27 protein-coding genes are annotated in these 24038 nt (G+C 62.5%); 10 read left to right on the plus strand and 17 right to left on the minus strand.

The annotated features are described in order from the left end of the window. Window positions 1-465: 465 nt before the first annotated feature. The gene (locus AC1DJW_RS17260; protein ID WP_476901966.1) at window positions 466-1401 is read right to left on the minus strand and encodes a TadE/TadG family type IV pilus assembly protein; all 936 of its coding nucleotides are present in this window, start codon (window positions 1399-1401) and stop codon (window positions 466-468) included. 111 nt (window positions 1402-1512) lie between these two features. Here AC1DJW_RS17260 and AC1DJW_RS17265 point away from each other — a divergent pair, with 111 nt between their 5' ends. Further along, the gene (locus tag AC1DJW_RS17265; RefSeq protein ID WP_476901967.1) at window positions 1513-2001 is read left to right on the plus strand and encodes an ArsR/SmtB family transcription factor; all 489 of its coding nucleotides are present in this window, start codon (window positions 1513-1515) and stop codon (window positions 1999-2001) included. On the opposite strand, the gene AC1DJW_RS17270 is transcribed toward AC1DJW_RS17265, so the two are convergent. Both AC1DJW_RS17270 and AC1DJW_RS17275 read right to left on the minus strand, forming a co-directional pair. Next, the gene (locus AC1DJW_RS17270) at window positions 1970-2806 is read right to left on the minus strand and encodes a sulfurtransferase (RefSeq protein ID WP_476901968.1); all 837 of its coding nucleotides are present in this window, start codon (window positions 2804-2806) and stop codon (window positions 1970-1972) included. The two genes, AC1DJW_RS17265 and AC1DJW_RS17270, sit on opposite strands and share 32 nt — an antisense overlap. 74 nt (window positions 2807-2880) lie before the next feature. Then, window positions 2881-3039, minus strand: a complete 159-nt coding sequence (locus tag AC1DJW_RS17275) for a DUF1059 domain-containing protein (protein ID WP_265980207.1) — start codon at window positions 3037-3039, stop codon at window positions 2881-2883. Between the two features lie 62 nt (window positions 3040-3101). Between AC1DJW_RS17275 and AC1DJW_RS17280 the strand changes: the two genes are divergently transcribed. Continuing rightward, on the plus strand, window positions 3102-3854 hold the full coding sequence (locus AC1DJW_RS17280) for an AfsR/SARP family transcriptional regulator (protein ID WP_476901969.1): 753 nt from the start codon (window positions 3102-3104) through the stop codon (window positions 3852-3854). A 406-nt stretch (window positions 3855-4260) separates the two neighbouring features. Then, complete coding sequence (locus AC1DJW_RS17285; protein ID WP_476901970.1) at window positions 4261-4803, plus strand: hypothetical protein; 543 nt, start codon at window positions 4261-4263, stop codon at window positions 4801-4803. Between the two features lie 89 nt (window positions 4804-4892). On the opposite strand, the gene AC1DJW_RS17290 is transcribed toward AC1DJW_RS17285, so the two are convergent. The 9 genes from AC1DJW_RS17290 to AC1DJW_RS17330 all read right to left on the minus strand — a co-directional run bounded on the left by AC1DJW_RS17290 (window position 4893) and on the right by AC1DJW_RS17330 (window position 12774). Further along, window positions 4893-5150 carry a ParB family protein gene (locus AC1DJW_RS17290; RefSeq protein WP_476901971.1) on the minus strand — a complete coding sequence of 86 codons (258 nt, stop codon included), beginning with the start codon at window positions 5148-5150 and terminating at the stop codon, window positions 4893-4895. After that, complete coding sequence (locus AC1DJW_RS17295; RefSeq protein ID WP_476901972.1) at window positions 5147-5752, minus strand: DNA-binding protein; 606 nt, start codon at window positions 5750-5752, stop codon at window positions 5147-5149. The genes AC1DJW_RS17290 and AC1DJW_RS17295 overlap by 4 nt, the downstream gene beginning before the upstream one ends. A gap of 1062 nt (window positions 5753-6814) precedes the next feature. Next, window positions 6815-7180: a ParB family protein gene (locus AC1DJW_RS17300; protein WP_476901973.1), complete on the minus strand. Its 366-nt coding sequence runs from the start codon at window positions 7178-7180 to the stop codon at window positions 6815-6817. Further along, window positions 7177-8100, minus strand: coding sequence for a ParA family protein (locus AC1DJW_RS17305; protein WP_476901974.1), 924 nt, complete (start codon window positions 8098-8100; stop codon window positions 7177-7179). The genes AC1DJW_RS17300 and AC1DJW_RS17305 overlap by 4 nt, the downstream gene beginning before the upstream one ends. A 319-nt stretch (window positions 8101-8419) precedes the next feature. Beyond that, window positions 8420-8944, minus strand: coding sequence for a hypothetical protein (locus tag AC1DJW_RS17310; RefSeq protein WP_476901975.1), 525 nt, complete (start codon window positions 8942-8944; stop codon window positions 8420-8422). A 248-nt stretch (window positions 8945-9192) separates the two neighbouring features. Continuing rightward, window positions 9193-10020 carry an SAM-dependent methyltransferase gene (locus AC1DJW_RS17315; protein WP_476901976.1) on the minus strand — a complete coding sequence of 276 codons (828 nt, stop codon included), beginning with the start codon at window positions 10018-10020 and terminating at the stop codon, window positions 9193-9195. Between the two features lie 444 nt (window positions 10021-10464). Then, window positions 10465-10908, minus strand: coding sequence for a hypothetical protein (locus AC1DJW_RS17320; RefSeq protein WP_476901977.1), 444 nt, complete (start codon window positions 10906-10908; stop codon window positions 10465-10467). 143 nt (window positions 10909-11051) lie between these two features. Beyond that, complete coding sequence (locus AC1DJW_RS17325; RefSeq protein WP_476901978.1) at window positions 11052-12350, minus strand: Y-family DNA polymerase; 1299 nt, start codon at window positions 12348-12350, stop codon at window positions 11052-11054. Next, window positions 12343-12774 carry a LexA family protein gene (locus AC1DJW_RS17330; protein ID WP_476901979.1) on the minus strand — a complete coding sequence of 144 codons (432 nt, stop codon included), beginning with the start codon at window positions 12772-12774 and terminating at the stop codon, window positions 12343-12345. The genes AC1DJW_RS17325 and AC1DJW_RS17330 overlap by 8 nt, the downstream gene beginning before the upstream one ends. A gap of 687 nt (window positions 12775-13461) precedes the next feature. On the opposite strand from AC1DJW_RS17330, the gene AC1DJW_RS17335 reads away from it, so the two are divergent. The 4 genes from AC1DJW_RS17335 to AC1DJW_RS17350 all read left to right on the plus strand — a co-directional run bounded on the left by AC1DJW_RS17335 (window position 13462) and on the right by AC1DJW_RS17350 (window position 16823). Further along, window positions 13462-14106, plus strand: coding sequence for a tyrosine-type recombinase/integrase (locus AC1DJW_RS17335; RefSeq protein WP_476901980.1), 645 nt, complete (start codon window positions 13462-13464; stop codon window positions 14104-14106). Then, entirely contained in the window at window positions 14103-14456 is a 354-nt protein-coding gene (locus tag AC1DJW_RS17340; RefSeq protein ID WP_476901981.1) for a helix-turn-helix domain-containing protein, read from the plus strand. The genes AC1DJW_RS17335 and AC1DJW_RS17340 overlap by 4 nt, the downstream gene beginning before the upstream one ends. A 489-nt stretch (window positions 14457-14945) precedes the next feature. Further along, a complete protein-coding gene (locus AC1DJW_RS17345) occupies window positions 14946-16271 on the plus strand; it encodes a hypothetical protein (RefSeq protein WP_476901982.1) in 1326 nt (441 codons plus the stop codon). A gap of 306 nt (window positions 16272-16577) precedes the next feature. Then, window positions 16578-16823 (plus strand): toprim domain-containing protein, encoded by a 246-nt coding sequence (locus AC1DJW_RS17350; RefSeq protein WP_476901983.1) that lies wholly within the window; start codon window positions 16578-16580, stop codon window positions 16821-16823. A gap of 295 nt (window positions 16824-17118) precedes the next feature. On the opposite strand, the gene AC1DJW_RS17355 is transcribed toward AC1DJW_RS17350, so the two are convergent. Both AC1DJW_RS17355 and AC1DJW_RS17360 read right to left on the minus strand, forming a co-directional pair. Then, on the minus strand, window positions 17119-18657 hold the full coding sequence (locus tag AC1DJW_RS17355; RefSeq protein WP_476901984.1) for a DUF5305 family protein: 1539 nt from the start codon (window positions 18655-18657) through the stop codon (window positions 17119-17121). A gap of 73 nt (window positions 18658-18730) precedes the next feature. Continuing rightward, window positions 18731-19129 (minus strand): hypothetical protein, encoded by a 399-nt coding sequence (locus tag AC1DJW_RS17360; protein ID WP_476901985.1) that lies wholly within the window; start codon window positions 19127-19129, stop codon window positions 18731-18733. Between the two features lie 442 nt (window positions 19130-19571). Here AC1DJW_RS17360 and AC1DJW_RS17365 point away from each other — a divergent pair, with 442 nt between their 5' ends. Further along, window positions 19572-20036: an Hpt domain-containing protein gene (locus AC1DJW_RS17365; RefSeq protein ID WP_476901986.1), complete on the plus strand. Its 465-nt coding sequence runs from the start codon at window positions 19572-19574 to the stop codon at window positions 20034-20036. A gap of 307 nt (window positions 20037-20343) precedes the next feature. Here AC1DJW_RS17365 and AC1DJW_RS17370 read toward each other — a convergent pair whose 3' ends face one another. Next, on the minus strand, window positions 20344-20778 hold the full coding sequence (locus tag AC1DJW_RS17370; RefSeq protein WP_476901987.1) for a response regulator transcription factor: 435 nt from the start codon (window positions 20776-20778) through the stop codon (window positions 20344-20346). Window positions 20779-21187: 409 nt separating this feature from the next. Between AC1DJW_RS17370 and AC1DJW_RS17375 the strand changes: the two genes are divergently transcribed. Further along, window positions 21188-21322, plus strand: coding sequence for a hypothetical protein (locus AC1DJW_RS17375; RefSeq protein ID WP_476901988.1), 135 nt, complete (start codon window positions 21188-21190; stop codon window positions 21320-21322). 392 nt (window positions 21323-21714) lie between these two features. Next, window positions 21715-22191, plus strand: a complete 477-nt coding sequence (locus tag AC1DJW_RS17380; RefSeq protein WP_476901993.1) for a GNAT family N-acetyltransferase — start codon at window positions 21715-21717, stop codon at window positions 22189-22191. Window positions 22192-22293: 102 nt separating this feature from the next. Here AC1DJW_RS17380 and AC1DJW_RS17385 read toward each other — a convergent pair whose 3' ends face one another. Then, the gene (locus tag AC1DJW_RS17385; protein WP_476901989.1) at window positions 22294-22599 is read right to left on the minus strand and encodes a hypothetical protein; all 306 of its coding nucleotides are present in this window, start codon (window positions 22597-22599) and stop codon (window positions 22294-22296) included. Between the two features lie 570 nt (window positions 22600-23169). Continuing rightward, the coding region (locus AC1DJW_RS17390) for a hypothetical protein (RefSeq protein WP_476901990.1) at window positions 23170-24038 on the minus strand (869 nt) is incomplete at its 5' end.

The raw sequence follows: 24038 nt of genomic DNA on the forward strand, positions 1-24038 counted from the left end.
CAATGGGGGATGAAAACTGCTCTGGCACTGCCCTAGCAGACAGTTGCCGACCACCGCGTCTGCGGAGCACCTAAGCCGACCAGCCGCGCCCCCCAGAATCGCGGCTGGTCTCCAGGCCCCCTCCCGGTACCCAGAGCCGGAAGGGGGCTTTCCCACGTCGAGGCGTCCCGGGAGCGTGGACCTGGCAGGATCGCCGTGGCGTCCAGTTGGGCACCGACTTCCAGCGGCCGGAGTGTTGGGTGTTGGGGCGGTCATTGATCGTCACGGAACTGGACGGTGGGCAGTGATTCCGTCAACGGCGGTTCTTTGCCGTACCGGTTCGTCGGGCCGATGGCCTCGATCATAGGGTCTGCTTTCATCTGGTGGACACGGGACGGCGCAGGACCGCCCGTCATGTGTGCGGCGTCCCGGCGTGTGGGGCCCGGGTCTCAACCGCAGGGAGTGCCGGGCTCATGGCCGCGGACTCTACAGGCCGAGCTTCACCGTCTCCGCGCCAAGATCAGGTCCTCCGGAAGGGAGGTTGGCGAGCGTGACGAATTTGACGAATTTCCCGATGATTCCCTTGCACGAGCCTTTGCAGCCGGGTGTGCCGGTGTTGTTCCAGGACTGGCCCGGGAAGTTGAATCCGAGGATCTGGAACGCGGCGAAGCCCTTGATATGGAAATTTCCGCTGGCATCGACACTGTCGAAGACCGGCAGAAGGACCGTCTGGCCTTCCAGTGCCGTGAACGCCGGCTTACACAGTTGCTGGTTCGGCATGCTGTCGCCGTTCTTCGACGAAACTGCCGGGTTGGCGATGGTCACCGTTGATCCGCAGACGGTCGAATCGTCCGGGGTCAGCCAGCCGAAGCCGCCGGGGATGATCTGCCCGGACGGGCTGTCACTGACACAGGTGCTGGACCCGTGCAGGGGTAGCAGCTGCACCGTGCCGGAGAGGTCGAACTGACATTCGGAGAATGTCACGGGCAGGGCGGTGGTGAGTCCGGATGGCGATCCCCATTTCGCGGTGGAGGATGCCGTGACGTCGGCACGCGAAATGCCGAAAATCCTTGCAAACCAGAGCGATACCCCGCTGCCGTTCGTGTCTCTGGCGGCCGTTGTCACCACGACAGTCCCGGGTGAGGGGAACGACGGTGCCGGCGCGTCTGCCATGCCGCTGTTGGTGTTCGCTTTTGCGAGCTGCAGGGCGGTCCCGGGGGCGTCCGGGACGCACAGTGCGGTGCCCCGTTTGGCACAGTCCTGGGCTATGGCCAATGCAGCCGCGTCCGCACCGTTCTGCATTTGTGCCTTCTGGGCATAAAGCATGCCTTCGTCGAGGGCGACCGCTGCGAACCCAAGCAGCACGATCATGAGCAGCGCCACGAGTACCGCGACCGCGCCGCGTTCCCTCTCTCTTATCAACAGAAAGCCCCCAATGAACGTGCGTGGAAACGGTACCTTAACCATCTTGCGCCGCCGGCAGATGCATCCGGGGCAGGATTCCACCAAGGCGTAAAGAACTAGTCAAGTCCCTTGAAAGCCCTGCGCAAATCCTGCGCAAATCCTGCGTTTTGGCCTTCTGCCCACGGGCTGCATGCTCATGCGGCCCAATCGACGCTAAGCCACCACATGAAGACTCTTCGTGAAGCGGGCCTGGTCTACAGCCGCCCCGAAGGCACCTGCTGCTTCATTTCATTGCGACCAGAAATTGAAGAGCGGTTTCCCCTCCTCCTCGACACGGTTTTGAATGTGTCGGACGATAGTCGCTTGAACGTCGTCTCAACCTCTCCCCCGATGTTCACCCGTGCCACGTGTACCTTCGCAGGGCTTCTAATTCCGCCGTCCCGTAAACCGGTTCCCCACCGGGGCAAGGGACACCCAGAATTTCCGGATCATGATCGCCGGTTTTCCGCTGTGACTGTTAACCCGGAATGGCGGTTAAATCGCAGCTTGAAATGGCGGTTTTGCCGTTCCGCCCTTGCGGATGAGTTCAGGCACCGTCTTCTCCTGTGTGTGCGGTGATGTGTGGTGTCTTGACCGGGGTGTCGGGGCGAAGGCCCCATTCGGCCCAGGATCCGTCGTAGACCCGGACACGCTCGCGTCCGAGTATTTCGGTGAGTACGTACCACGCGGTGGCCGCGCGGCCCCCGACGGTGCAGTAGGTGATCAGCTCGTCTTCTTCCTCGAGCTCGGGCACGGGCATCGCCTGGCGCAGCTCGTCGACCGGGCGGAAGGCGCCTTGCTTGTCGTAGAGATCGCCGAATGGCCGGTGGACGGCCGTCGGGATGTGGCCGGCGCGCCCTCCCGGCTCCATTCCGCCGGAGGGCCAGAACCGCTCACCGGCGTACTCGGGCTCGGAACGGACATCCAGAATCGTTGTTCCAGGACGGCCGATGGCATGCCGCACGGCCGGCATGTCGGCGAACAGCCGCTGGTTCCGTTCGGTGAGCTGGTACGGTGCCGCTTCCAGGCGGATCGGTGACGTGCCGTAGGGATGTCCTTCGGCGCGCCAGGCGTCGCGGGAGCAGTTCAGGATGCGGACGTCGGCGTGTCCGTACAGCTTGAGCAGCCAGTAGCCGAGCGCCGGGGCGTAGCCGTAGCACACGACCGTCGATGTCGGGCCGATGCCGGATCGGGCCAACAGTCGTTCGAAGGTTTCTCTGTCGACCGGGCGATACCGGTCGTCTTTGAGGTCGGCGTAGACGTTCCACAGCACGGCGCCGTCGATGTGCCATTGGTTGTAGGCGGTCGCGGAAACATCTACTTCGACGACGCGGACCGCAGGATCGTAGAGGTGATTTGCCAGCCAGATGGGTTCGATGAGCATGTCCACAGTCTGCCCGCCTGTCGTTGGGCCAGGGTTGGCTCAAAGTTGGTACTACCTTGGCGTCGGGCGTTTGCCTATTCCACTTGGATCCACCCCAGCAGATCCTCGCGACTGACTGCTTGGAGGAGCGCGGGGTGGTCGCTGGCGATGTGGCCGCGGATCGCTCCGATCACTTCCTCATCCGTATCGCCGCGGACGACGAACCCACATTCGCATCGGATGAGCTTTGCCATAACGACCTCCCAAACCTCGGGGCCCTCTCCGGAGCGATGAGGGCACATGAGATCATGGTGGCATGACCGTGCAGTCAGCGCTGCGTCTCCAGATCTGCGGGCCACTGGTTGTGGAGCGGGACGGTATCAGGCTTGATCACGGCCTGCCCGGTCGTCAGGGGCGCCTGATGTTCACCTATCTCGTCGTCAACCGGCACCGTCAGGTGCCCCGTGACGAACTCGTCGAGGCGCTGTGGCGCTCTCCCGATTCCACCGGTATCGACGCGCGCCTCAACCCCTTGATCTCGAAGCTTCGCCACGTCTTCGGCCCGGACGCAGTGGATGGACGCGTCACTGTCCAACTTCACCTCCCTGACGCATGGATTGACCTCGAAGCTGCCGTGGAGGCAATTCACCGCGCCGAGTCTGCCGTGGCTCAGCAGGACTGGGCCCGCGCCTGGGGACCGGTTCTGGTCGCCTTGTTCGTCGCCGAACGCGGATTCCTGCCCGGCGAGGATGCCGATTGGATCAACCAGACCCGCAACCAGCTCGCCGAGACCCGGCTGCGGGCCCTGGAATGCTACGCCGCCGCCGAGCTCGGCATCGGCGGCGCCGAACTCGCCGGCGCCGTGCGTGCCGGCCGCCAGCTCATCGCCCTGGACCCTCTGCGCGAAAGCGGCCATCGCTACCTGATGCACGCTCTCGCCGCCCAGGACAACCTGGCCGAGGCGCTGGCCGTGTACGGCCGGCTGTCCGACCTTCTCCGCGAACAGCTCGGCGTCTCGCCCGGCCCGACCACCCGAACGCTCCACCAGCAACTCCTTGAACGGACCTGACCTCCGAGCCCGGCCCACCGCTTCGCGCGAGCCGACCCGCTCCATGTCGTCGCTAAGAGGAGCACCCCATCACGCCTAGCTCTGGGCTGTCCGCCACGATCCGACACCCGCAAGTTGAACTTCGGTCAGGCCGGCAGCACCAGCTATCGACGCACCGTCCCGTGCGGTGCACGCCTTGACCCGCAGCGCCAAGCACCCCGCCGCATCGGCCTGTGTCCCATCGCGGAATTTTGCATTGCCTTCACCATCTGCCTCGCGCAGGTGTCCAGTCTTCCACGCAGATCGAGGACGAGGAGTGGCGCAACTGCCCGTAACCCGATCGGCTAACGGGCGGTCGAAGAAAAAGTCGAACTGACGACAGCGTCGGCCCTTCCGCCTTGGCGGTGCATGTCCGATGATGACCGGTATGAGGAGAACTATCGGATGGCTGGCAGCAGCAGCTGTGGTGACGATCGTCTTCGGCAGCCTTTACATCGCATTCCAGCAATCCGGGCGCAGGTCTGCCGATGTGGCGCCCGCGGCGGCGGCCGCGGCCCAGCTGCAGCTTCTGGGTACCTCCGTTCCGGCGGTCCCGCGGGTCGAGTTGACCCCCGACAGCGGGGTCTTTGTCATCGTGTACGGCACCGGTGACAAACCGGAGACGGGAACGGCTACTCTCCACGGATCGCTGCCGGCGGTGCCATCCGGCGTGCTCGATACTGCCCGCAGATCAGGTGGGGACGCCGTGACCTGGCAGCCGGAGCCCGGCCTGCGGATGGCGGTCATTGCCCGCTCATCGGCCGGAAAAGTCGTAGTCGCCGGGCAGTCGCTCGCCCCTTACGAGGCTACGGACACGCTGGTCATGGCCTATCTGGGACTCGGATGGTTCGGGTCTGTCCTCGTCCTTGGCGCCGGGTTCGCCGCAACCGTGCTGCTGGGCCGGCGGCAGCGCCAACCCGGTATCACCTGACACCGGAACCCCGGGGCCAGGGGAGGATCGATAGGGTACTTCACGGTAAGAATCCGTTGGCTGTCCCAGGCAGGACCCTGACGTCGGCGTTACTGCCGGTGGCGGGCTACTTCTTCTTTGGAGCGCCGCCCGGTGCAGGCGCTGCCCGGAGGTAGCGGCTCCCAGGGTTTGCCGTGGTTGTGCCGTCGCTGGAGCCGGCGGACTTCCTTGAGTGTGGCTGTCTCGATCAGTTCCGAGATGGATGCGTATCCCTCGAGGTGGCCGGCGGCCGCGAAGGCCGCCCGGACCTGGCCGGCATCCGCCGTCCCGAAGTACGGGGAGAAGCTCTCGGGTTTGGCCTTGCTCACTCCCCCGCGCCTTTTGTCTCCGGGGAGACACGCGCCAGCAGGGCGTTGTGGACCTGTTCAAGGGTGGTGGCGCGGACCTCGGCCGTTGCCAGTCTGCGTGCCGCGTCCGCGGCTTCCTTGCCGGCGGCCCGCTCGGACTCCCGGGACTCCTCCAGCTGCTTGCCAATAACGGCGAGCTGGCGCTCCAGCGCCCCCCGCTGGACCTGAAGGCGGGTGATTTCCCCGGCATGGGCGGCCGCGGCGGCGTCTTTGTCGGCCGCTGCCTTATCCAGGTCGGCCACGAGCTCGGCGATCTCCTGGTCCTTGTCCTTGCGTTCCTGCGCCCAGACCGCTTCCACGGCCGTATGCCGTTCAGCGGCCAGGGCGGATGCTTCCGCCCAGCAGGCCCCGGCGAGGCGGGCTGCCTGCTCCAGCAGGGCCGCGGGAGTAGCGGCGACCTGCCCGCCGGCGGCCTGTTTTTCCTCGGTCCATTCCTTCAGGTACCGGGTGGCGTCGGCGTTGGACACGCCGGCGGCCGCGCGGACCGTGGACACGGTCGGCCTGCGGTCGGCACTTATCTGCTCGGCCGCGGCATAGACACGGTCCTTCACGCTCGACGTCATCAAAGCACCTCTTCGATCGTTGTTCATGGATAGTAGTAGTAGTAGTAGTGATACTACTCCTACTACTACGAATATTGAAGATTGACCCTGCGGTTCCGAGTCGGGGCCCGCTGCCCCACCACTTGCCGGCAGACCGGTAGACGGCGCCGGACGGCCCCACGGGCCTGCTCGACGGCATGATTGACGTGGTCTTCGGCGCCGCCCACGCGTTCTCGCTGTTGGACTCCTACGTGTACGGCTTCGCTCTGCGAGAGCGCGTTCCGCCGTTTGGCGCTTCGGAAGAGACGGCTGCGCCGGGTCCAGGACATGAGGACAGGCTTTCCAACGGAGGAGTACCCGCCCCTGGCTGCTCTTCGGTCAGATGGAACGCACCTACGCTGCCGAGTGGACATCACACGCCAGGGCTGTGGCAACCGCGCACGCCCGCCGGACTGGGCGGCCCTCCGTCGGTGATCCCGACCAGCTCGAATACGCGTTGCTTGCTCCTACGCGAGAAGGGGGCACCCATGGCCGGAGATCTCGACCGAAACCGGCTTGTCCAGGACGACACTGTACCGGCACCTGCCGCCACGTTCGCCCGCTACAAAAACCGCCAGCTAACTGGACTCCCGGGAACGCCCCGTCCGATGGCATCAGCAGCGGCCTGCCTGCTCATAGACTTAAGCCACGCAGACGGACGTCTGCTGCGTCGTTAAAACAAATGACCCGATTGCACTCGGGTCATTGTTCAGCGCGATGCGCTCGTTTGGTGCGATTACAAGGGCTTACTCCTTGATGTCACACCTCAAGAGTAAAGCCCTACGCGCGTGGGGTGCAAGGCACCCGGCGCACGGTCGCACCTTGTCCTCCGGGAGGAGGTGCCGCAATGACTTCGAAACCTCCGCGTGAGAAGCCATGGGGCGCTTTGAACCTGGCGGTCAGTGTCATCCGTTTGTTGGTTGACCTGGTCCGCTGGTTCTGGCACATCATCCCATAACGGGAGGCGGCGGTCACGGGCCAGACCCGTGACCGCCGTCATTATGAACAAGTCATTTACTAGTTTTACTGGCTTTGACAGTAAAACTAAGGTGCGAGCTTCCGACCGGGCGCAAGCTTCTGGTCCCCGCCATGGAATGGCTCTCCGTTGTTATGGAGTCTCTCCCTGCGTGCCACTTCATTCATCACAGCTCGAGAAATGAAGTCAGACCAGGAATCGTCCATCTCAGCAGCGCTCGTCGCCTTAAATGCAGCCTTTGCCCGCTTCAAATTGCTTCTGAGCATGTAGAAGGTGACCTGCGGCTTCCTGGTTCCAAAGGTCTCAGGGGCCGGGGTGCTCGCAGCCTCCGCGGGGGCGTCTATCGCGGCCTCCCGGCGTGACTTTAGGAGGTTCTGCACTCCGGACACTCGGCGTGGGGGTAGTCCAATCGGTTCGCGTGCGCTCTCGCTCATGACCCGGTCCTTTCTTCGGCGGCTTCAAGACGGGCAACCAGTTCTTGTGCAACGTGGTGGAGATCCTCAGCGACGTTCCCGGCAGACCGTGGCTGGCTTGGGCCGGCTTTCGCGGTCCCCCGGAGCACTTCGTACCACTTGGGCCCAGCCTTAACCTGTTCCTCGAGCTCGTGGTAGAGGACACCGCGTTCGCGCACCGCCTGGGCCGGCGACTCTGCATGCCGGACCATGTTCTCAAACAGCACTTCATCGGTACCGAAGGCCTCGACAATGGCCTCCCGTACAGTTCGCTGCACACTTTTCGCTGATGAAGACGTGGCCGCGATGACCACACCCAACAAGTCGATGGCCGGGTTGACGTCGATGACTGAATCGAGCCGCTTTGCCACACCCAGCAGACCCTCGCGACCGCCCTTGTCAGTCTTGGTCGGAACAATGATCTGGGCTGCGGCTCCCAGCGCAGCCTGTTGCAAGGGCTCGTTACCCGGGGGGCAGTCGATGAAGATGATGTCGTACTGGTCAGCGACAGGGGCCAAAGCCGTTGCCAGGGCGAGCTTGGCTTTGCGCCCATCTTTACTACCAAGGGAAACCAACCCGGCGGCCGCCTGGTCGAGGTGCGCTCCCCCGGGTACGACGTCCAGGTTTCGACGAACATTCTTGAGCGGTGTAATCGCCGAACCGAACATCAGGCTCTGCGCCAGCCCTACTCCGTCATCGTCCATGGCCGTATGGCGGTACCCGAAGTCCAGCCCCAGGTTCCCCTGGGGATCCATGTCTACCAACAGCACCCGCCAGCCCGACGTGGCGAGCAGTCCCCCGATGTTTGAGGTCAGGGTCGTTTTGAGAACCCCGCCCTTGCCGTTGACAAACGCACACACCCGGTCCAGGCCGGTCCGGTCAAATGGCTGAATCATTGTCATAGTCCCCGATTCTACTGGCTTTACTGTCTTTACCCGCGTTACTTGCAATCGTGTCAAAGACAGTAACGAGGTCAATAGAGTCAATGCAAGCTTTGACAGCTTTACTCGTTATACACCCAATAACGTCTTTACTAGCTTTACTGTCAAATAGGATTTCGAACACGCCGTAGACCTCTCTGATCGGCCCCCATACACCTTACGTGTCATAAGTTGGCCCTGGGGAACCTTTCCGTTGCGCTGTCCCCACTGTGGGCCGGTGGAGACCGGAGGATGAATCTCAAAGCGGTCCACATTGGGTGTCAGCGCGTTGTTTTGCTTCTCATTTGCGGAGGGCGCGGATCGCGTCGAGGGCGCGGGCTTTTTCTTCGGAGATGGGTTGGGCGGGCGCTGCCGCCTGGGCTTGCCGTTCTGCGTGCCGTACCGCAGCGGCTTGCGCCTGGGCGCGTTTCTGGCGGCGGTCGGCTTCGAGCCGCTGGTCCCGTGACGGCAGGGGAGTGCCGTCGGCGGTGAGCCAGTGTGAGAGCCGTTCCTGTGCCCAGCGGGCCAGGTTCTCGGGGGCGACGCCGTGGGGGGCGTCGTGGGGGGCGTCGTGGGGGATTCGGGTGCTGTCTGGGCGGTTGTCGATGGCGTGCTTGATATCGGATGCATTCCAACCCGCCAGGAAGAAGGGCCGGCAAACCCATGCCAGGAATGCCGGACGGGCGTGCCGGAGCGCCAGGGAGTGGTGCATGAGCTCGCGGACGGCGACAGAGGCAGCATCCCGGAACGCCCCCCGGGATTTCCCGGCTGGCGTTACCCGGGGTGGCTTGCGAAAAAGTGAAATATCCAACGTTAGTGCCGACATTTCATCGGAAATGACCTGCCGTGCGCCTGGCAACCGGGCCGGTTCGTAGCCAGGACGCTGCCCTCACAGGTTTTGGTGTATCGCGAAGGGAGGCAGCCGTTGCGTTGGTCCGTACACGGCAACCGTTACACGGTGAATCCTTGTATTCCCTGGGTCGGAAGGGGGCCTTAAATGGTGTCGTAGGAACGATCGTTGCCGGACACTGGACGGCCGTAACCTGGGCGTTCGAGAAGAACGCAACGCGGCCGTTAAAGGCTGGCGGTTACCAGGTAGGTGCGCAGATTGGTCTGTTCTTCCGCGCCGCTTACTCCGGGGGCCCAGCTTAGACGTCCGAAGTTGGCTGTGGGATGGCCAGGCTGTACCAGCTTGGTATTGGTCCAACCGCCAGCCCGAAACAAGGCATCGGGGGTATCTGTGCAAAACGGCAGTGCACGGCCGGATTCCGTGCGTGCTTTCACCAACGGAGCCATACTTTCCAAGGCCAACAGGCCTGTTCCGAAGACATCTGCCAGGAAGATCGACCCTCCGGCAGACAAGGACGCAGTATCGCGCAGCAGGGACTCGACGGCGGAGGCCGCTAGATAAAAGAAGAGGCCCTCGGCAACCCAGACCGTTGGTGCGAGTCGGTCAAAGCCTGCCTTCAAAAGGGCAGGGATCCAGGGGCCGGACAAGTCCGCCGGAACACACCGTCGTTCACATGCCGACGAAACCGTGCGTAGAACGGTCTCCTTCTGAGTGAAGGCCTCAGCATAGTCGAGTTCGAACACGGTGCACGAGGCGGGCAGGGTAAGGCGGAATGCCCTGGTGTCCATGCCGGCGCCAAGGAGGACGATCTGGCAGTCTTGCCCGGTGGTGTCGATGATTTGATCGTCAAAGTATCGTGTCCGGACCGGCAGGAACGGATTGTAGTCCGCAGCATCCAACATGGCCTTTCCGCTTTCTCCGGCCAGGTCACCGGCCCACGGATCGTTGAAGAGCCGGTCCAAACGGGAAGTCTCAAGCGCTCTTGCGGCAGCAATCCAACGGCCGGTACTAATGGTGGATGCCCGCGCCTGCGGGTCAAGGTGTGAAGCCATTCCAAAACTCTACTCAGGATCTGGCCGGCGAAAACGAAAGACCCTTAGCGCCGGATATTCGACTTTTTCACAAGTCACCCCTTCTTGGTCTGCAAGTGTCCTACAGGGCGGCGGAAGTCGCGGTCCGAGACAGTTTCGCTCAGGTGACTTTTACCCCGACCAAGGACGGGGCTCAGCGCGGACGACAGAGCGATGCCGAGTCGCACACTGCTTTCTCCTCCGATGCGGCGACCTTGAACAGCATCGCGTACAACATCCTCGGCACCGCTCCGAAGTATCCGTTCTTGAACCGGAGAAGGTGGTTTGCAGGCTGAAACGCCGGCAAACCACCTTCATCCATTCGGCTAGTTTGGGTGGCTTGTGAAAACGTGAAATATCCAACGCTAGCGGCGATAGCGAGGGGCCGCACGCGGTTGGTGCGGTCCCTCGCTGGGCAAAGATCCGTCAGTTGTTTCCGTGGTCTGCTGCTACCAGCGGATAGTGCGCACGCACGGCGGCGCCGAATTCAGCAAGGTTGCTGAACTCCACCGGCCCGTTGTCTGCCTTACTGGTCGGCCTAACTGCGAAAGTACAAGGAGTCTGTGCTGTGGGAACCGGAGTCACCACGATGGTTACGCCGAAAAGTTCAGCCTCCAGCCGGTCTACCTGGGCCTCTAATGTGCCGCTTCGATCCACAAACGTAGCGCTGCCCACCCTGTCCACCCAGTTCATCGGGGGCAGCTGCTCGTCAAGAACCAAACCAAGCTGCTCGGTATAGAACGGTCCGACTCGTTCAAGTAGCGCAGTCAGCGCGGCGGCTTCCACCTTCTCTCGCTGCTGTTGCGCTTCCCTCTCCTGGTTCAGTTGGACCTCATGGGCGTACAGTGCCCTGGCAATGATCGATGCCATGCGAATTCCCCTTGTCTGCTGATGAACTTAGTGACGAAAGCAATACTGCGCTATTCCGGCGCGGCCAGCACACTGGGCGCTGCGGCCTGTGCGGCTGTTACTTTAGTTCATTTCGGGGCCACGTCTCAGGTGTTCCGGTCCGGTCAGGCGGCTTTCGCCACGGGCAGTTCGTCCCAGTGGGTGGTGTACCTGGGGGAGAGCATGTCGCGTTTCATGGTCCAGTCCGGGCCTCCTTTGATACCGGCGTGTCCGAGCCCGATGGAACCCCGGCCGTATTTGCCGGCCACTTGTTCCAGGAGCGGGCCGATGCCGCGTTCCTCGTGGACGTTCTCGAAGAGTTCCAGAGGTTTTTGGTTGCCGCTGGGCCGCAGGTCGGTGACCATGATGCCTGCGCGGACGTATTTTACGCCGTCGTTGATCCTGGAGGTGAGGGCGTGGGCGGCTTTGGTGAGGATCACGGGGTCGGCAGTGGGCATCGGCAGCGCGACGCACACGGATGGGCAGGACGTGTCGCCGGGGCTGTAGTAAGAGGTGCCGGCGAAGGCGGTCAGCACTTTGGCTTGAAGGTCGTGTTTGGCCAGGCGGGCGCTGGCCTGTTGCGCGTACACGCTCATGACCTGGCGCATGTCCGCCGCCGTCGTGATCGGCTTGGAGAAGGACCTGGAGAAGATCAGCTGGTCCCGTCCTATCCGTTCTTCCTCCATGGGGATGCAGGGAGTTCCCTGCAGCTCAAGGACGGTGCGCATCATCACCACGGAGAACTTGTCCCGGATCGCCACCGGATTTGCCCTGGAGAGGTCGAGGATCGAGTAGATCCCCATCCCTGCCAAACGTTTCGTGAGCCTGGCGGCCACGCCCCAGATCTCGCTCACGGACAGGCGGGACATGAGCGCTTCGCGCTCGGCCGCCGGCACGGATTCCCACCGGCACACACCCTCGAAGATGGGATTGTGTTTGGCCCACTTATTGCTGAGCTTTGCCAGGGTTTTCGTGGGTGCGATGCCCACGCAAACGGGCACACCGATGTGCGTCCGGCAGGCGTCCTTCATGGCCCGTCCCAGGGCCAGCAGATCCTCTCCGGAGCCTTTGACGCCCAGGAAGCACTCATCGATGCTGTACACCTCCTGCCAGGCCGAATACCGGGCCAGGAGCTCCATGACGCGGGCGCTGATCGATCCGTAGAGCTCGTAGTTGCTGGATCTCGCCACGAGACCCCATTCCTTGGCGCGGGGCGCCAGCTTGAACCACGGATCACCCAGCACAATCCCGAGCTTCTTGGCCTCATCCGAGCGCGTCACGGCGCAGCCATCGTTGTTGGAGAGGACGATGAGCGGTTTGCCTTCCAGGGAAGGGTCGAAGATCCGCTCGGCTGAGGCGTAGAAGCAGTTGACGTCGATGTGGGCGATTTCCTGCATGCGGCGCATCACCGCCGGCCTAGACATAATGAAGGCACCTGATCGCAACGCCCCAGATCCGCAGATCCGAGAGTTCCTGGACGCGGATCAACGGGTACTTGGGGTTGTCCGCCTGCAGGATCACGCCGGCCCTCGTGATCCGCAGCCGCTTGATGGTCATTTCACCGTCGAGGATCGCCACCACCACGGACCCGTCCTTGGGCTCCAATGCCTTGTTCACGATGAGTTCGTCGCCGTCGCTGATGCCTCCCGGCTCCATGGAGTCCCCGGACACCCGAACGATGAAGGTACTGGTCTTGTCCTTGATCAGGTGCTCATTCAGATCGAGCTCCGAGGAAAAATAGTCCTGGCTCGGAGAGGGGTAGCCCGCCGGGACGGCTACCGGTGCCACCGGGATGTGCCCCGGAGGCGCCCCCGCGTCTATCATGCGAGGGTCCAAAGCAAGACTCATGACACACCTTTATTCGAAAATATATTCGAATAAAGTCTAGTCGCTCATACTGACATTTCGGGGTCTCCACCATGTTGCATCTAATGCAGGATCCCCGGTATCGCGCCACCTCCATGTTCTCGCCATGAGCTCAATCGGCGCCAAATGGATCTTGACTCCTGATCAGGTTCATGCATTTAATGCATGAATACTGCATTAGGGGGTTATGTTTTGGGGTCGGATCGGTTCCGGACCGGGTCTTCGTCGCTGCTGCTTACTCCCGGTGTTGCTTACCTCGATGAGGAGCAGGCGGTTTTTGCCGCGATGCTGGAAGGGTGGCGTTCCCAACGCATAGGAGGGCGGAACCTCAGGGGTGAGGGTGTCAGGAGCGGCATCAACACAGTGAAGCGTTTTCGCGAGGCGTCAGGAGTCTTTCCCTGGCACTGGACTGCAGCGTTGTTCGATGAGTGGATGGAGGATCTTGTCACGATCCGGCATCTGGCCCCGTCGACGATCCGGGGCTACCAGAACGCGGTAGGTCAGTTCTGTGACTATGTTTGTTCTCCGCACTATGAGTGGGTCCGTGAGTGTGAGACCAGGTTTGGGACGCATCCGGTGCAGGTGTGTACTGAATGGAATACCACACGGCACCTCCAGGATTACGAGGGACATCCGCGTCGTCGGCCGCTGACCAGGGCAGAACTTCAGATGCTCTTTGACTACGCCGATGACCAGGTTGGCTTGCGGCTGAAATCGGGTCGAAAAGGGGCGCTTGTCGCTTACAGAGACGCAACCTTGTTCAAGGTGTCATATGCCTGGGGGCTGCGGGCCAGCGAAGCCGCAGGCTTGGACGTGACGGACTTTTACCGCAACCCACACGCTCCGGAGTTTGGTGGTTATGGAATGCTGTTGGTCCGCAACGGCAAGTCTTCGAGCGGAAGTGTCCCGAAACGACGCTCCGTGGCTACTTTGCACCGGTGGGCAGTCGACGCGGTCCAAGACTACGTGGAGAATATCTGGCCGCTGGTGCGGGATGAGGACTCGAACGCCTTGTGGATTTCCGAGCGTAGCCGCCGGCTACGTGCAGACGATGTGGGCAGGCGCTTTGCCGAATACCGTGACGAACTCGGACTCGACCGGGTCCTGTCTCCGCACGCCTTGAGGCACAGCTACGTCACCCATCTGACCGAAGACGGCGTGGACCCGGTATTTATCCAGCGCCAAGTAGGGCACGCATATCAGTCAACAACGGCGATTTACACTGCGGTAAGCGGTGATTTCGCCAACCAGATGATGCAAAAGGCGGTCTCGGGGGTTCTCGCGGCAGCGACGGCAAGGAAGGACGAGCGATGAATTCCCTGGACTACGAGTGGCGCCTGCGGGAGGTCATGGCAATGAGGGGGCTATTCAGCACCACGAAACTGATTCCCCTGCTCAACGAACGGGGAGTGCATCTGTCGGCAAGCCAGGTCTACCGCTTGGCGACCGAAAAGCCCGAGCGGTTGAATCTGCAGGTGCTCGTGGCCTTGATGGATGCCTTGGAATGCAGTGCAGATGATCTCATCGGAAAAGTCCAGATTCCCGCGCTGGTGCGCGCCAGCGGCACGAGCGGGGGATCCCCTTCAGAGCCAGGTCTCGCCGTCCTCAAAGACAAAGGGTTCAGGCCACGCCGGGCCGGCGTTCTGCCGCCGAATGTCCCTTAGCCGGCACATGGCCCGATGATTCGGCCGTCTAGTAGGTGCTGCCGTGAATGCGGCGAGGTTCATGGCCGTGTCCAGACAATTGTCGGAGGGGTGGTCTGCCAGGGCTGTTGGTCGTTTCTTTTGCGATCGGCAACGACAAGACTCTGCGACCGGATCCAGGAAACAGCATCCTTGAGGCTTCATTCGATGATCGTGTCCCGGGCCGTCGCATCGGCCCTGCCGGATCCGGAAGACCGGCTACGGGTCTGGTTCGAGCTCGGCGTGCGTGGCCTGGGTCCGCGCAGGAGCTCGGGGAAGCGGAGCGAGCTTCTGCTTTCTCTCACGAATGAGCTGAGGGATCTCGGGGTCCCGCAATCTGTCACAGGCCAGCGGCGCTGGCCGGGCACCCTTGGTGGCCAAGGCGTTTGCTCACTCTGCGGGAAGACACGGCACCTGACCGGCAGGATAGAAGAAGCGTTGTTTTGCGCGGGATGCTGGAGGACCCACCCTATGGTGGTCTCTCCTTGTGCCCGGTGCGGCGTGGCCGACTACCTTAGCCGCGCCGGACTGTGCCCGGGTTGCGGCAGCCGGGACAAAATCACGGCAGTACTCAACGAGACACAGTTGGAGACGCAACCGGCACTCAGGGCCGTCCGCGATGCGCTTCTGCGGGCGGATGGGCGATACCTCAAGCACATGGTGGCGAAAGGAGGGCCGTGGGAACTCCTCAAAAGCCTAATCAACAACCAGGATGCGATTACCCATGAGGCCCTCGACACGATCGGCAGCCCGCAGGCAACCCAGGCCCTGCGATCCTTTCTGGTCGCCCACAGTGTCCTGCCCGAACGGTCCGATGACCTTCACTCCTTTGAAGGCTGGGTAAGAAAACGTGCGGAGCAGATCGTCAGGAACGATGATCAACGGGCGTTTGTTGGCTACGCCAGATGGCGCCATCTCCGGCACGCACGCAGCCGAGTGTTGAGCCCGGCTCAACAGGCCTGGCGGCGGCGCGAACTAACCATCATCAGCGAATTCCTCGATGCCCTCAACGATGTCGGCTTGAGTCTGCGGACCGCGAAACAGGCAGACATCGACCGCTGGCTCACCGGCGGCAACAGCGATCGCCGAAAGGTTCGCGCGTTCTTGAAATGGGGAAAGTCGAATGCGCTCACCCACGCCCGGGTGCCCCCGGCACCGACCGGGCAGAAGTTGGCGGCGCGAGTGCAATGGCTCGAAGACAAACAGATTGAGCTGCTCCGCAGGGTATTTGACCGGAGCGAGAATCTTGATCCCGGGGTGCGTCTGGCAGCAGGGTTAGTCCTGCTCTACGGGTTTAGGGCACATCAGATCGCAAGCCTGCAGCTTGACAGAATCTCCGCGGGAAACGGTTCGGTCAGCCTGCGCTTCGGGGCGGATCCGCTATGCCTGCCGCCGGAACTTGGCGAGTACGCGGCCCAAGCGGCGCTCCAACGAAGCATCACCCGCTTTGGCGGGGCCGAAGAGGAACCGGAATGGCTGTACCCCAGCCCCATCCACGGACGACCCGTCCGTCCTCAAACGCTCTCAAGGAGGCTCGCAACGAACGGCTTCCCGCCTGAACTTCTTCGAGGCACGGCCATCGGTCAACTCGCCATGCACCTCCCTCCGGCAGTGTTGTCCCGGCTTACGGGGCTCAACAGGACCACCGCAGCACGATGGTCCGGGGCAGTCTCGGCAAGCAGCGCCCGCAACCTCCCCGACATCGCACCAGGAAAGGCTCTCGCTAAGGGCCGCCTGGATGAGCCGACGATGGACCTTCCGACGTCGCATGGCGGAGCAGGGCCAGCGCCCGGGTAACCGAGGTGTCCGCCATGGCGACGAGCAACGCTGTTACATCAAATCCGATGAGTGTCCTGGCGCAACGGAAGGCGCCGCCGTCAGCTGCCCGGGTAGATACGCCGTCGCTGCGTGCTGATGTTGACGGTTCCGACGAGACTTCCCCAGGATGAAGATGTGCTTGCGGTTGACGGGACGGTTCGGTTCCCTGGCACTTCTTGTGCGAATTCACATCACGCGCTGTGGACAAAGAATCCGGACACCCCCATTATTTGGATGGCGGCGTCCACTCGGGCGGGACCGGCTTGGCCAAACATAGGAACCGGAATGGCAGAACCCCGCGAGTCTCATGACCCATCCAAAATACCTGAGGTGATCGTTTCGCCAGATACGGGCGGGAACGACAGCTTGGCGACCTTGCTTGAGCAGGCGCAGGACATCATCGATCAAGTTCTGAGCGACACTGATCCAGATGGTGAACGGCTCCGGGCGAAATTGAGGGCGAGCATTTCCCGACATCCTGGAAGGCCCGACCAGGCGCTGCTCGAGCACCTCATGAACCGCAACAACTGACCGGCTGATTTTACTGGACCTGCGGGATAAAAAAGCCCCTCACCGTGGGGGACGGTGAGGGGCTTAGTGTGTAATCGTAGGCGGGTACACGGCCCGCTGGGCTGCCGGCTTCCCCAGCCTACGGGGCCGCCTACCGGCGCGGATCCGGCGCTGGCCGGATTGACCAAGCCTAGACGCATGGCGCCGCGACGAGCAAACGAAGCAGGCGCCTGTTCCGCCCTCAGGAAGGCTGCCTACAACCATCCGCGTTCGGGCGGTTCCCCAACAAACTTTTTTGCGGCCCTCAATGTAGGGATCATGGCTGGAGGTCCGCCAGTTCGAGCTGGGGTTCGGCCGGTGCGGGTTCTGCTCCCGGACGGTAGCGGTAGGTGATGTTTTCGTCCTGGACGACGAAGGTCTCCACTCCGCTGCGGGACCAGTGAAGGACGAGCAGGCCGTAGCGGTCGGCGAGCTTGGCCAATGTCGAGAAGGTCGTGACATCAATGACGGGCCGGCCTTGCGGCGCGGGCATGGGGTGGACCCGCACCAGCAGTGCAGCGTAGCGGCGGCGGATGGCCGCGGCCTCGTCCGCCGGTGCTGTGCGGCGCGCAAAGACGACGATGACGGCTCCGATGACCAAGGCGGCGAGCAGCAGGACGGCTGAAACGACGCGGGCTGCGATTGCGGTGATGTTCATGCCGTTCAGCCCGAGCATGCGGGGCGTCATGACTGTCTGCTCCGTGGTGGTGTTGCTGGCAACGGTCAGGATATCCGGGGCGCCGGCGAGAGCGAGCTGGAGCGGGCTCAGTGTGAGCTTGAGTCCGGGCTGGAAATCGGCTCCCGTTGATGTCTTGATCTGTGGTGTCACGACGATGGTGAGAGGTCCTGAGGGGAACCCGGTAATAGCTGATGCGGCCTGTGCTTTGGCATCCAGTGCCTTCAGGTCCAGCGTGACTTTGCCTTCGTATCCGGGGCCCGTGAAGGTCTCGGGCCCGGCAAGCGGGATGCTTGAGTGCCAGCCTCCCGGGGCGGACAGGTCTGCTTGTACGGTCGCGGTTCCGGGTTCACCGTGATAGGTGAAGTGGACATCGACGGTGTTGGCGAGTTTTCGGAAGACCGGGTCCGGGGAATTAGCGGTGGTTCCGTCGTATACCGGGCTGTGTCCGACGTCGGCGGTGTAGGAGAAGTCCATCCGCGCGCCGGTCTTGGTCTGGGATGTGGCCGGCTGCTCGACCGGCCCGTACCACGCCAGCACTCCGAGGGCCATGCCCGTCATCGCGAAGACGATGGAAAGGACGGTGGAAATCCGCAGCGAGGACGGAAGGCTCCCCAAGGCAAGAGGCGGGGCGGGGGTTGAACTGATGTGGCGGGACAATGCTGCTCTCCTTCGTTTGCGCCGGTGGCGGGTGGTTGCGGCGCCGCCGCCAGCCAGCAGGGCGAATGCCAGCAACCCCAGGACCGGCGGGCTCGTGAGGGTTTCAAGCCACACGCCGCCCTGCGGGATGTGAAGCACGGCCCGGCCCACGAGCTCATCGCCGCGCGGCCTGGCGGGATCGACCGACTGGTTGTTATCACCCTTGAAAATAAAGGCGTCACCGTTCCCGCCGATGATCCGGTGCAGAGCTACTTCGCCTTTGCCAGGCAGGTTGTAAGCGGCGATATCGTCCACCGAGTATGAGGATGCCCGGGCGACGATGACCAGATCGCCCTGAAAGTAAACGGGGTTCATGCTGACGCCATGCGTGATGACGACTGCCGCCTGGCCGCTGGCGAGGGCAATCCCGGCGACAGCGATCAGTCCGGCCAGCATCGCGAGGACGGAGGCCACCAGGCGGCGCAAGAACCGATGCGACATGAGGACTCTTTCGATCACAGGAAGTGAGGAACTGCCCGGCCCCCAGCGGGCCGGGCAGTTCCTGGTGCCGGAACTAGCTGACGGTTACGGCAAGGCTGCCAAGGTTGACGTAGCCCGTTTCGGTGGTGGCCGGATGGAAGGTGCACGTGGAGCCGTTGGAGACAACGTCCGTGCAGGTGAACGTTCCGCCCGATCCGCCGGAAGGTGCCACCGAAACCACGCGGCCGTCCGCCGTACCGCTGAACGTCAGGGCAATGCTATTGACGAGGGTGTTGTGATCTGCGTCGGCGAAGGAATATCCGACGTTGGTCAAGGTCGCGCCGCTGACGGACTGGCTCACGGTACCGCCCACGAACTGGTCCGCGGCGGCCTGCCCGGCGGTGGCGACACCCGTACCGGTGAAGGCGGATCCCGCAGCAACGGCGAGGCCGGCGACGGACAGGGCAGTGAAGATCTTTGCAGATTTGCGCATGATGATTCTCTTTCGGTTAGGAAGCCCGGCACCCCTGAGCGGGCCCCGCGGCGGTTGCAACCCCAGGTACAACTGGATGCCGCTGCCGAGAACAACGCAGCCCGGAAAGGGCAGGAAAGCAGCAAAGGTGTATTGCGCTGCTTCTCCGCGGATCGCGGGTGTGCGGTGGGTTCATCGACATTTCGAAGCTAACAGCGCGGACCCGGGTTTAATCCAGCACTTGGACGAACCTGTGGGAACCCTCGGTTTGGTCGGTGAACCTCGGTGAATGCTGCGGTGAAACTACTGAAAGCATGCAGCTGGAAAGGCTGCCGCCGGTCGTTGGGCATCGCGGAGTGTGACGGGAGCGGGCCCGTTTCCCCGGCCCCAGCGAAGGCCCAAGCTTTCCGCAGGATCGGCCGATGTCGGGCTATTCCGTCGATGCGGGCCGTACTTTGGAAGGATGGCCAGCTCAGCATCATCCCACTCCGGCGACCCCGGTGCGGATCCCGTCGGCGAAGCGGCATCCTTCAGGGTTCCCGCGGGCGGGGGCCCGTCCCGGAGCGGCCAGGAGTTGCCGTTGCTCGATGGCGCAGTGCTGGAAGAGCTAGGAGAACAGCTGGGGCGGCCGGCCATGGCATGGAATTTTGCGCGTGACTATGCCTCCATGTGGGGGCCGCGGTACCGTCGCCTCGTTGCTTCTGTCGAGCGCGGGGACCGGGTGGCAGCCCTTGACGCGGTACTCAGCTTGAAAGTCTCGTCTGCCATGGTCGGCGGGTTGCGGCTGGCGCATCTCGCGGAGATGTTGGAGGCTACCGTCCGGAAAGGGGACCTACGTGACGGGGCGGCCCTCCTGGCCGTGATTGCGGCCCATGGCCGGGCGACGGTCAGAGAACTGCAGCTCAGGTACATCAAGACGGACGGATAGCTGCCGGTCCCTCGCAGCCTTCTTCGGACAGTCTGCAACCAGCGAGGCGATCGGATCGTCACAGGGTTTGCGGCGGGTTTGAGATACTCCTCCACGGACTTTCGTCGGTGTCCTTGACGTAGGCGCCCTGGCTTTCCCGCCACGGACGGCGCCGATGCGTTCAGAACGGGACAGGACCGTTCCGGCTCCCCGACGCGGCTCCCGAAGGGGGCCGGACTTGCCCGCGACTCCACTGCAATACCGCCCACTGTTGGCGTCCGCCTCCCGATCCAGGTCCACCCCGTCGTGCCGGAGAACCTACTCTCCCTTACGGGCCTCGGAAGGGAGAGGGCTCAGCCGTGGGGCCGGGGGAATGACTGCCCGCGGTCTGGGGCCGGGGCCGGCCCATCATCGCAGCGATCCTGGCCCGCATCTCCCGCGGCCAGAAGGGCTTGGTGATGTATTCATCGGCTCCATCGCGAAGGGCGGTCAGCTGGTAGGGCTCGTCGGCCCTGCCGGTGAGCATCACGATATAGGCGTTGCTGAACTCCCGGAGCAGGCGCAGTACCTCGAGCCCGTCAATGTCCGGCAAACCCACGTCCACGGTCACGACGTCGGGGCTGATGTGCCGAACCACCTCAACGCCTTCGCGGCCGCCGGATGCCGTATGGACCTCGAAACCCCATTGGAGAAGGATTCCCCCGATCAGGTTGCGCATGTCCTCGTCGTCTTCTATTACCACAGCCACGCCCAAGTCGCTCATGGCCCCCCATGTGTACTTCAAGAATCCGCGTCAGCCCAGCACCGACGCGGTATTCAGACCTGTAGTTCCCAAGCTACAAGGAAAGGACGGGCTTTGCATGAACTGTTTTGAAAGAGGCAGTCCGGGCCGAACGAGACGGCGAAGCTCCACGCGCCTTTTCGACGAAGCAAGTACCAGGACGCCGCGGCCGAATTTTCGAATGGGCATATGACCTCTACAGAACCCCGACCGGCCGGGACCATCCCGCGAAGGTCTCCCGACAAGCCAGGAAGCGTGCAAGGGTAGAACCTGAATACGCCGGGGAAATATTGCAAATCTTGAGCTTTCCTTAGCGTCATCCTGAGCTTGACTGTGTATGCGGGACAACTTCTGGATAGGATCGGCCGGTTGTCATACTGAAAGGCTTTTCGTGGATTTCATCCGCTACGCCGCAGTCCTCGTGATCTTCCTGGGCGCCTCATTTGTGCTGATGTTTTCCGTTCACCTGCTCGTGCTGTGGCATACGAAGCGGAAGAACGCGGCGTTGCCGGTACGCGAGAAGTAGCCGCGACCATGCCCTACCTCGACATCAACCCACATCGACCGCGCCCTAAGTGGATCGGATACGTCGTACTGGCTGTCCTGACCGTCCTTACGGTCTTTGTCGTCATCGCTGCTCTCACCGGCCCATAGTATTTTCCAACAGTTCGATAGCTTTCATCTCCGACATGATGCCGGTCTGGGAAGCATGCGCCTAGATTGCCCCGCTGTTGCTATTCAGCGGTCCGATGATTGGTTCCTGGAACTGCAGGTCAGGTGAAAGCGAATTTTCACAAACGTATGTAAGACTCGTGGGAACTTGCCGGGTTCGTCAGGGCCTGACGGCCATTAATGCCGGTCAGGCCCCGCGACCGGCAAGGGCATGTCGAAGGAACCGCAGTACCAGGGGGAATGAGTTTGATTCAGATCATGGTCGATGATCCGTCACGTGAAGACGTCCAGGAGCTGTTGGGCGAGCATCTGGCCGACATGTACGCGGCATCGCCCGCGGGAAGCGTGCATGCCCTGGACCATGCGGGGTTGGCCGGCCCGGGCATCACGTTCTGGACGGCCAGGAGAGCGGGGATGCTCCTTGGGTGCGGGGCGCTGAAAGAACTCACGCCGGCAGCCGCGGAACTCAAATCAATGCGCACCACGGCATCTTCACGCGGGCAAGGAGTGGCAACCCGCCTCCTCGCCGTAATCATCGAGGAAGCCAGCCAACGCGGCTACAGGCGCCTGTATCTGGAAACCGGGGCACAAAAGTTCTTCGCCCCGGCCCGTAGACTGTACAACAAATACGGTTTCACACCTTGCGAGCCATTCAACGGTTACCGGCCGGACCCCCACAGCGTCTTCATGACACTTGGCCTTCCGTCCATCCCCGGATCTTAGAACAATTGACAGGAAGCCAACAGCACGACCGGTTGCCTCCTCGAAAGGGTGCACACTTGGCCGTTCCTGGGCCGTGTCTGCCCGTTCGGTTCCGGTCTGCGGTCAGGCTGCCATCGCGGCGTCGGCGGTTGAGTAAACGCAGATGTTGACCTCTGACTGTTGGGGATCGATCAAGGCCGGAAGGCGGCGGGATTCCGAGCAGCGGCGGAGAGCTTCCATGGCCGCAGGGTCGACGTTGGCCCCGGTGACGTCGATTTCAAGGGCCAGGCCATGCATAAGGGCGTTGGCCCGCCTCACGACGACATAGAGGGCGTGAAGGCTCCGGGTGGTTAGATGCCCGTGGGCTGTGATGCGGACCTGGGCACCATCGATGTCCATTTTTACGAGAAGCCGGATTTTTTCGGTCATGAGTCCTCTTCCGATCAGGAACCGCGACGCTGCGGCCCGGAACAAAGACTAAACGGAGGATGTGATCCAAGCAACAGGCAACAGGCAACAGGCAGCCGATTCGCCGGTGCGCCGACCGCTGCGCACCTTCCCTTCTCGGTCGCGGCTATTCCGATCGGGACCGCTGACAACAAACACCCGGCTTCGTCGGCCTGCTAGTTATGTTTGGCCCAACGTTCGGCCTTCCACGTGGCCATCTGGAGTCCTATGCTCGGTTGATCGCCGACCACATGCCCCGGGGGAATCATGGAGAATCGGAAGTCGAAGTACAAGTGCCCGAAATGTCGTACACGGTTGTTTGAGACCTGGTATATCGAGACTGTTGGCGGTGTCGAAGTGGAGCGTCGGCGAATTGGGCGACCCTTCTGCCCGAATGGACACACCATTACTTACTGGAATCTCGCAGGACAACCGATCAAAGCCGTCTAGGCAGAACTTTGCCAAGAGCCAAGCCCGGCCACCTTTCCGGCGCCCCGCATGACGGGTGGCTATTTGGAGGAAACCTACACGGAGGTCCACCAACAGTGACCGTCAGCCCTGTCGGGCGGAGAGTACCTCATTCACCCGTTTCAGATAGCGGCGTGCGTGAGACTCCCACCAGCTCTGTGGATCGTGGGCAAACCGGTCGCTACCCTTGAGTTCGATCACCATTCCCATTGTCAGCGTGCATCCTGTCGGCGTCGGTTCAATCGTGTAGCTGGTGCGGCTGTTCGTCTTGCCTGGTGCGAGGGGCCTTGTTGTGGCCCACTTCGGGCTTTCCTCACCGATGACTTCGATGATGGACGCGGTGCCATCGCGTTCGATGACGCACTGCTGTTCCCCTGCCCCGGTTGGTGTTCCCGGGACGGTGAAGGCCCGCTGGGCGTCTGTGAGCAAGACGGCGTTCTCCGCCGGGCGAATCAGCGACCAGACAGTCTGGGCATCGTAGTCAAAGGCCTCGGTTGCTTGCACGCTGTATGTCGTCGGTGGTGCGGAAGCATTAGCGCGCTTAGCTTCTTGCGCTGCTTTGACTGCCCGCTTGTGCCGGGTATTTACGATGGTGGCAGCGATGACCTGCATCAAGCCGAGGGCAAAGGCAGCCACGGCGATCGTCAGCCCCAATTCCGGTTTGCCGTAGTAACTGATCAGAGCAGCGACAATAGCGATGGCAAGAAAGCCGGCAACAAAGAGGACATTGGTGAGAACCTTCGCAAACATGATCACGTGGCCATTATGACCGGCAGAAGTTTCGGCAGCGGTTAGGTTCGGCTTGGGGTCGCGGTAGTATCCGCCGAAAAACGGGCGGATATGGCTCCGGTAGGCTTCTGAGCTGGGAATTTGTCGGCTTGGTGGAGGTCGTTCTTGGCTACTCAGGTGTTCTCGGATGAAGAGCTGGATCGGCTTCGGGGGTTCCCGGAGAT

Source organism: Arthrobacter sp. 05L417 (assembly GCF_056397865.1).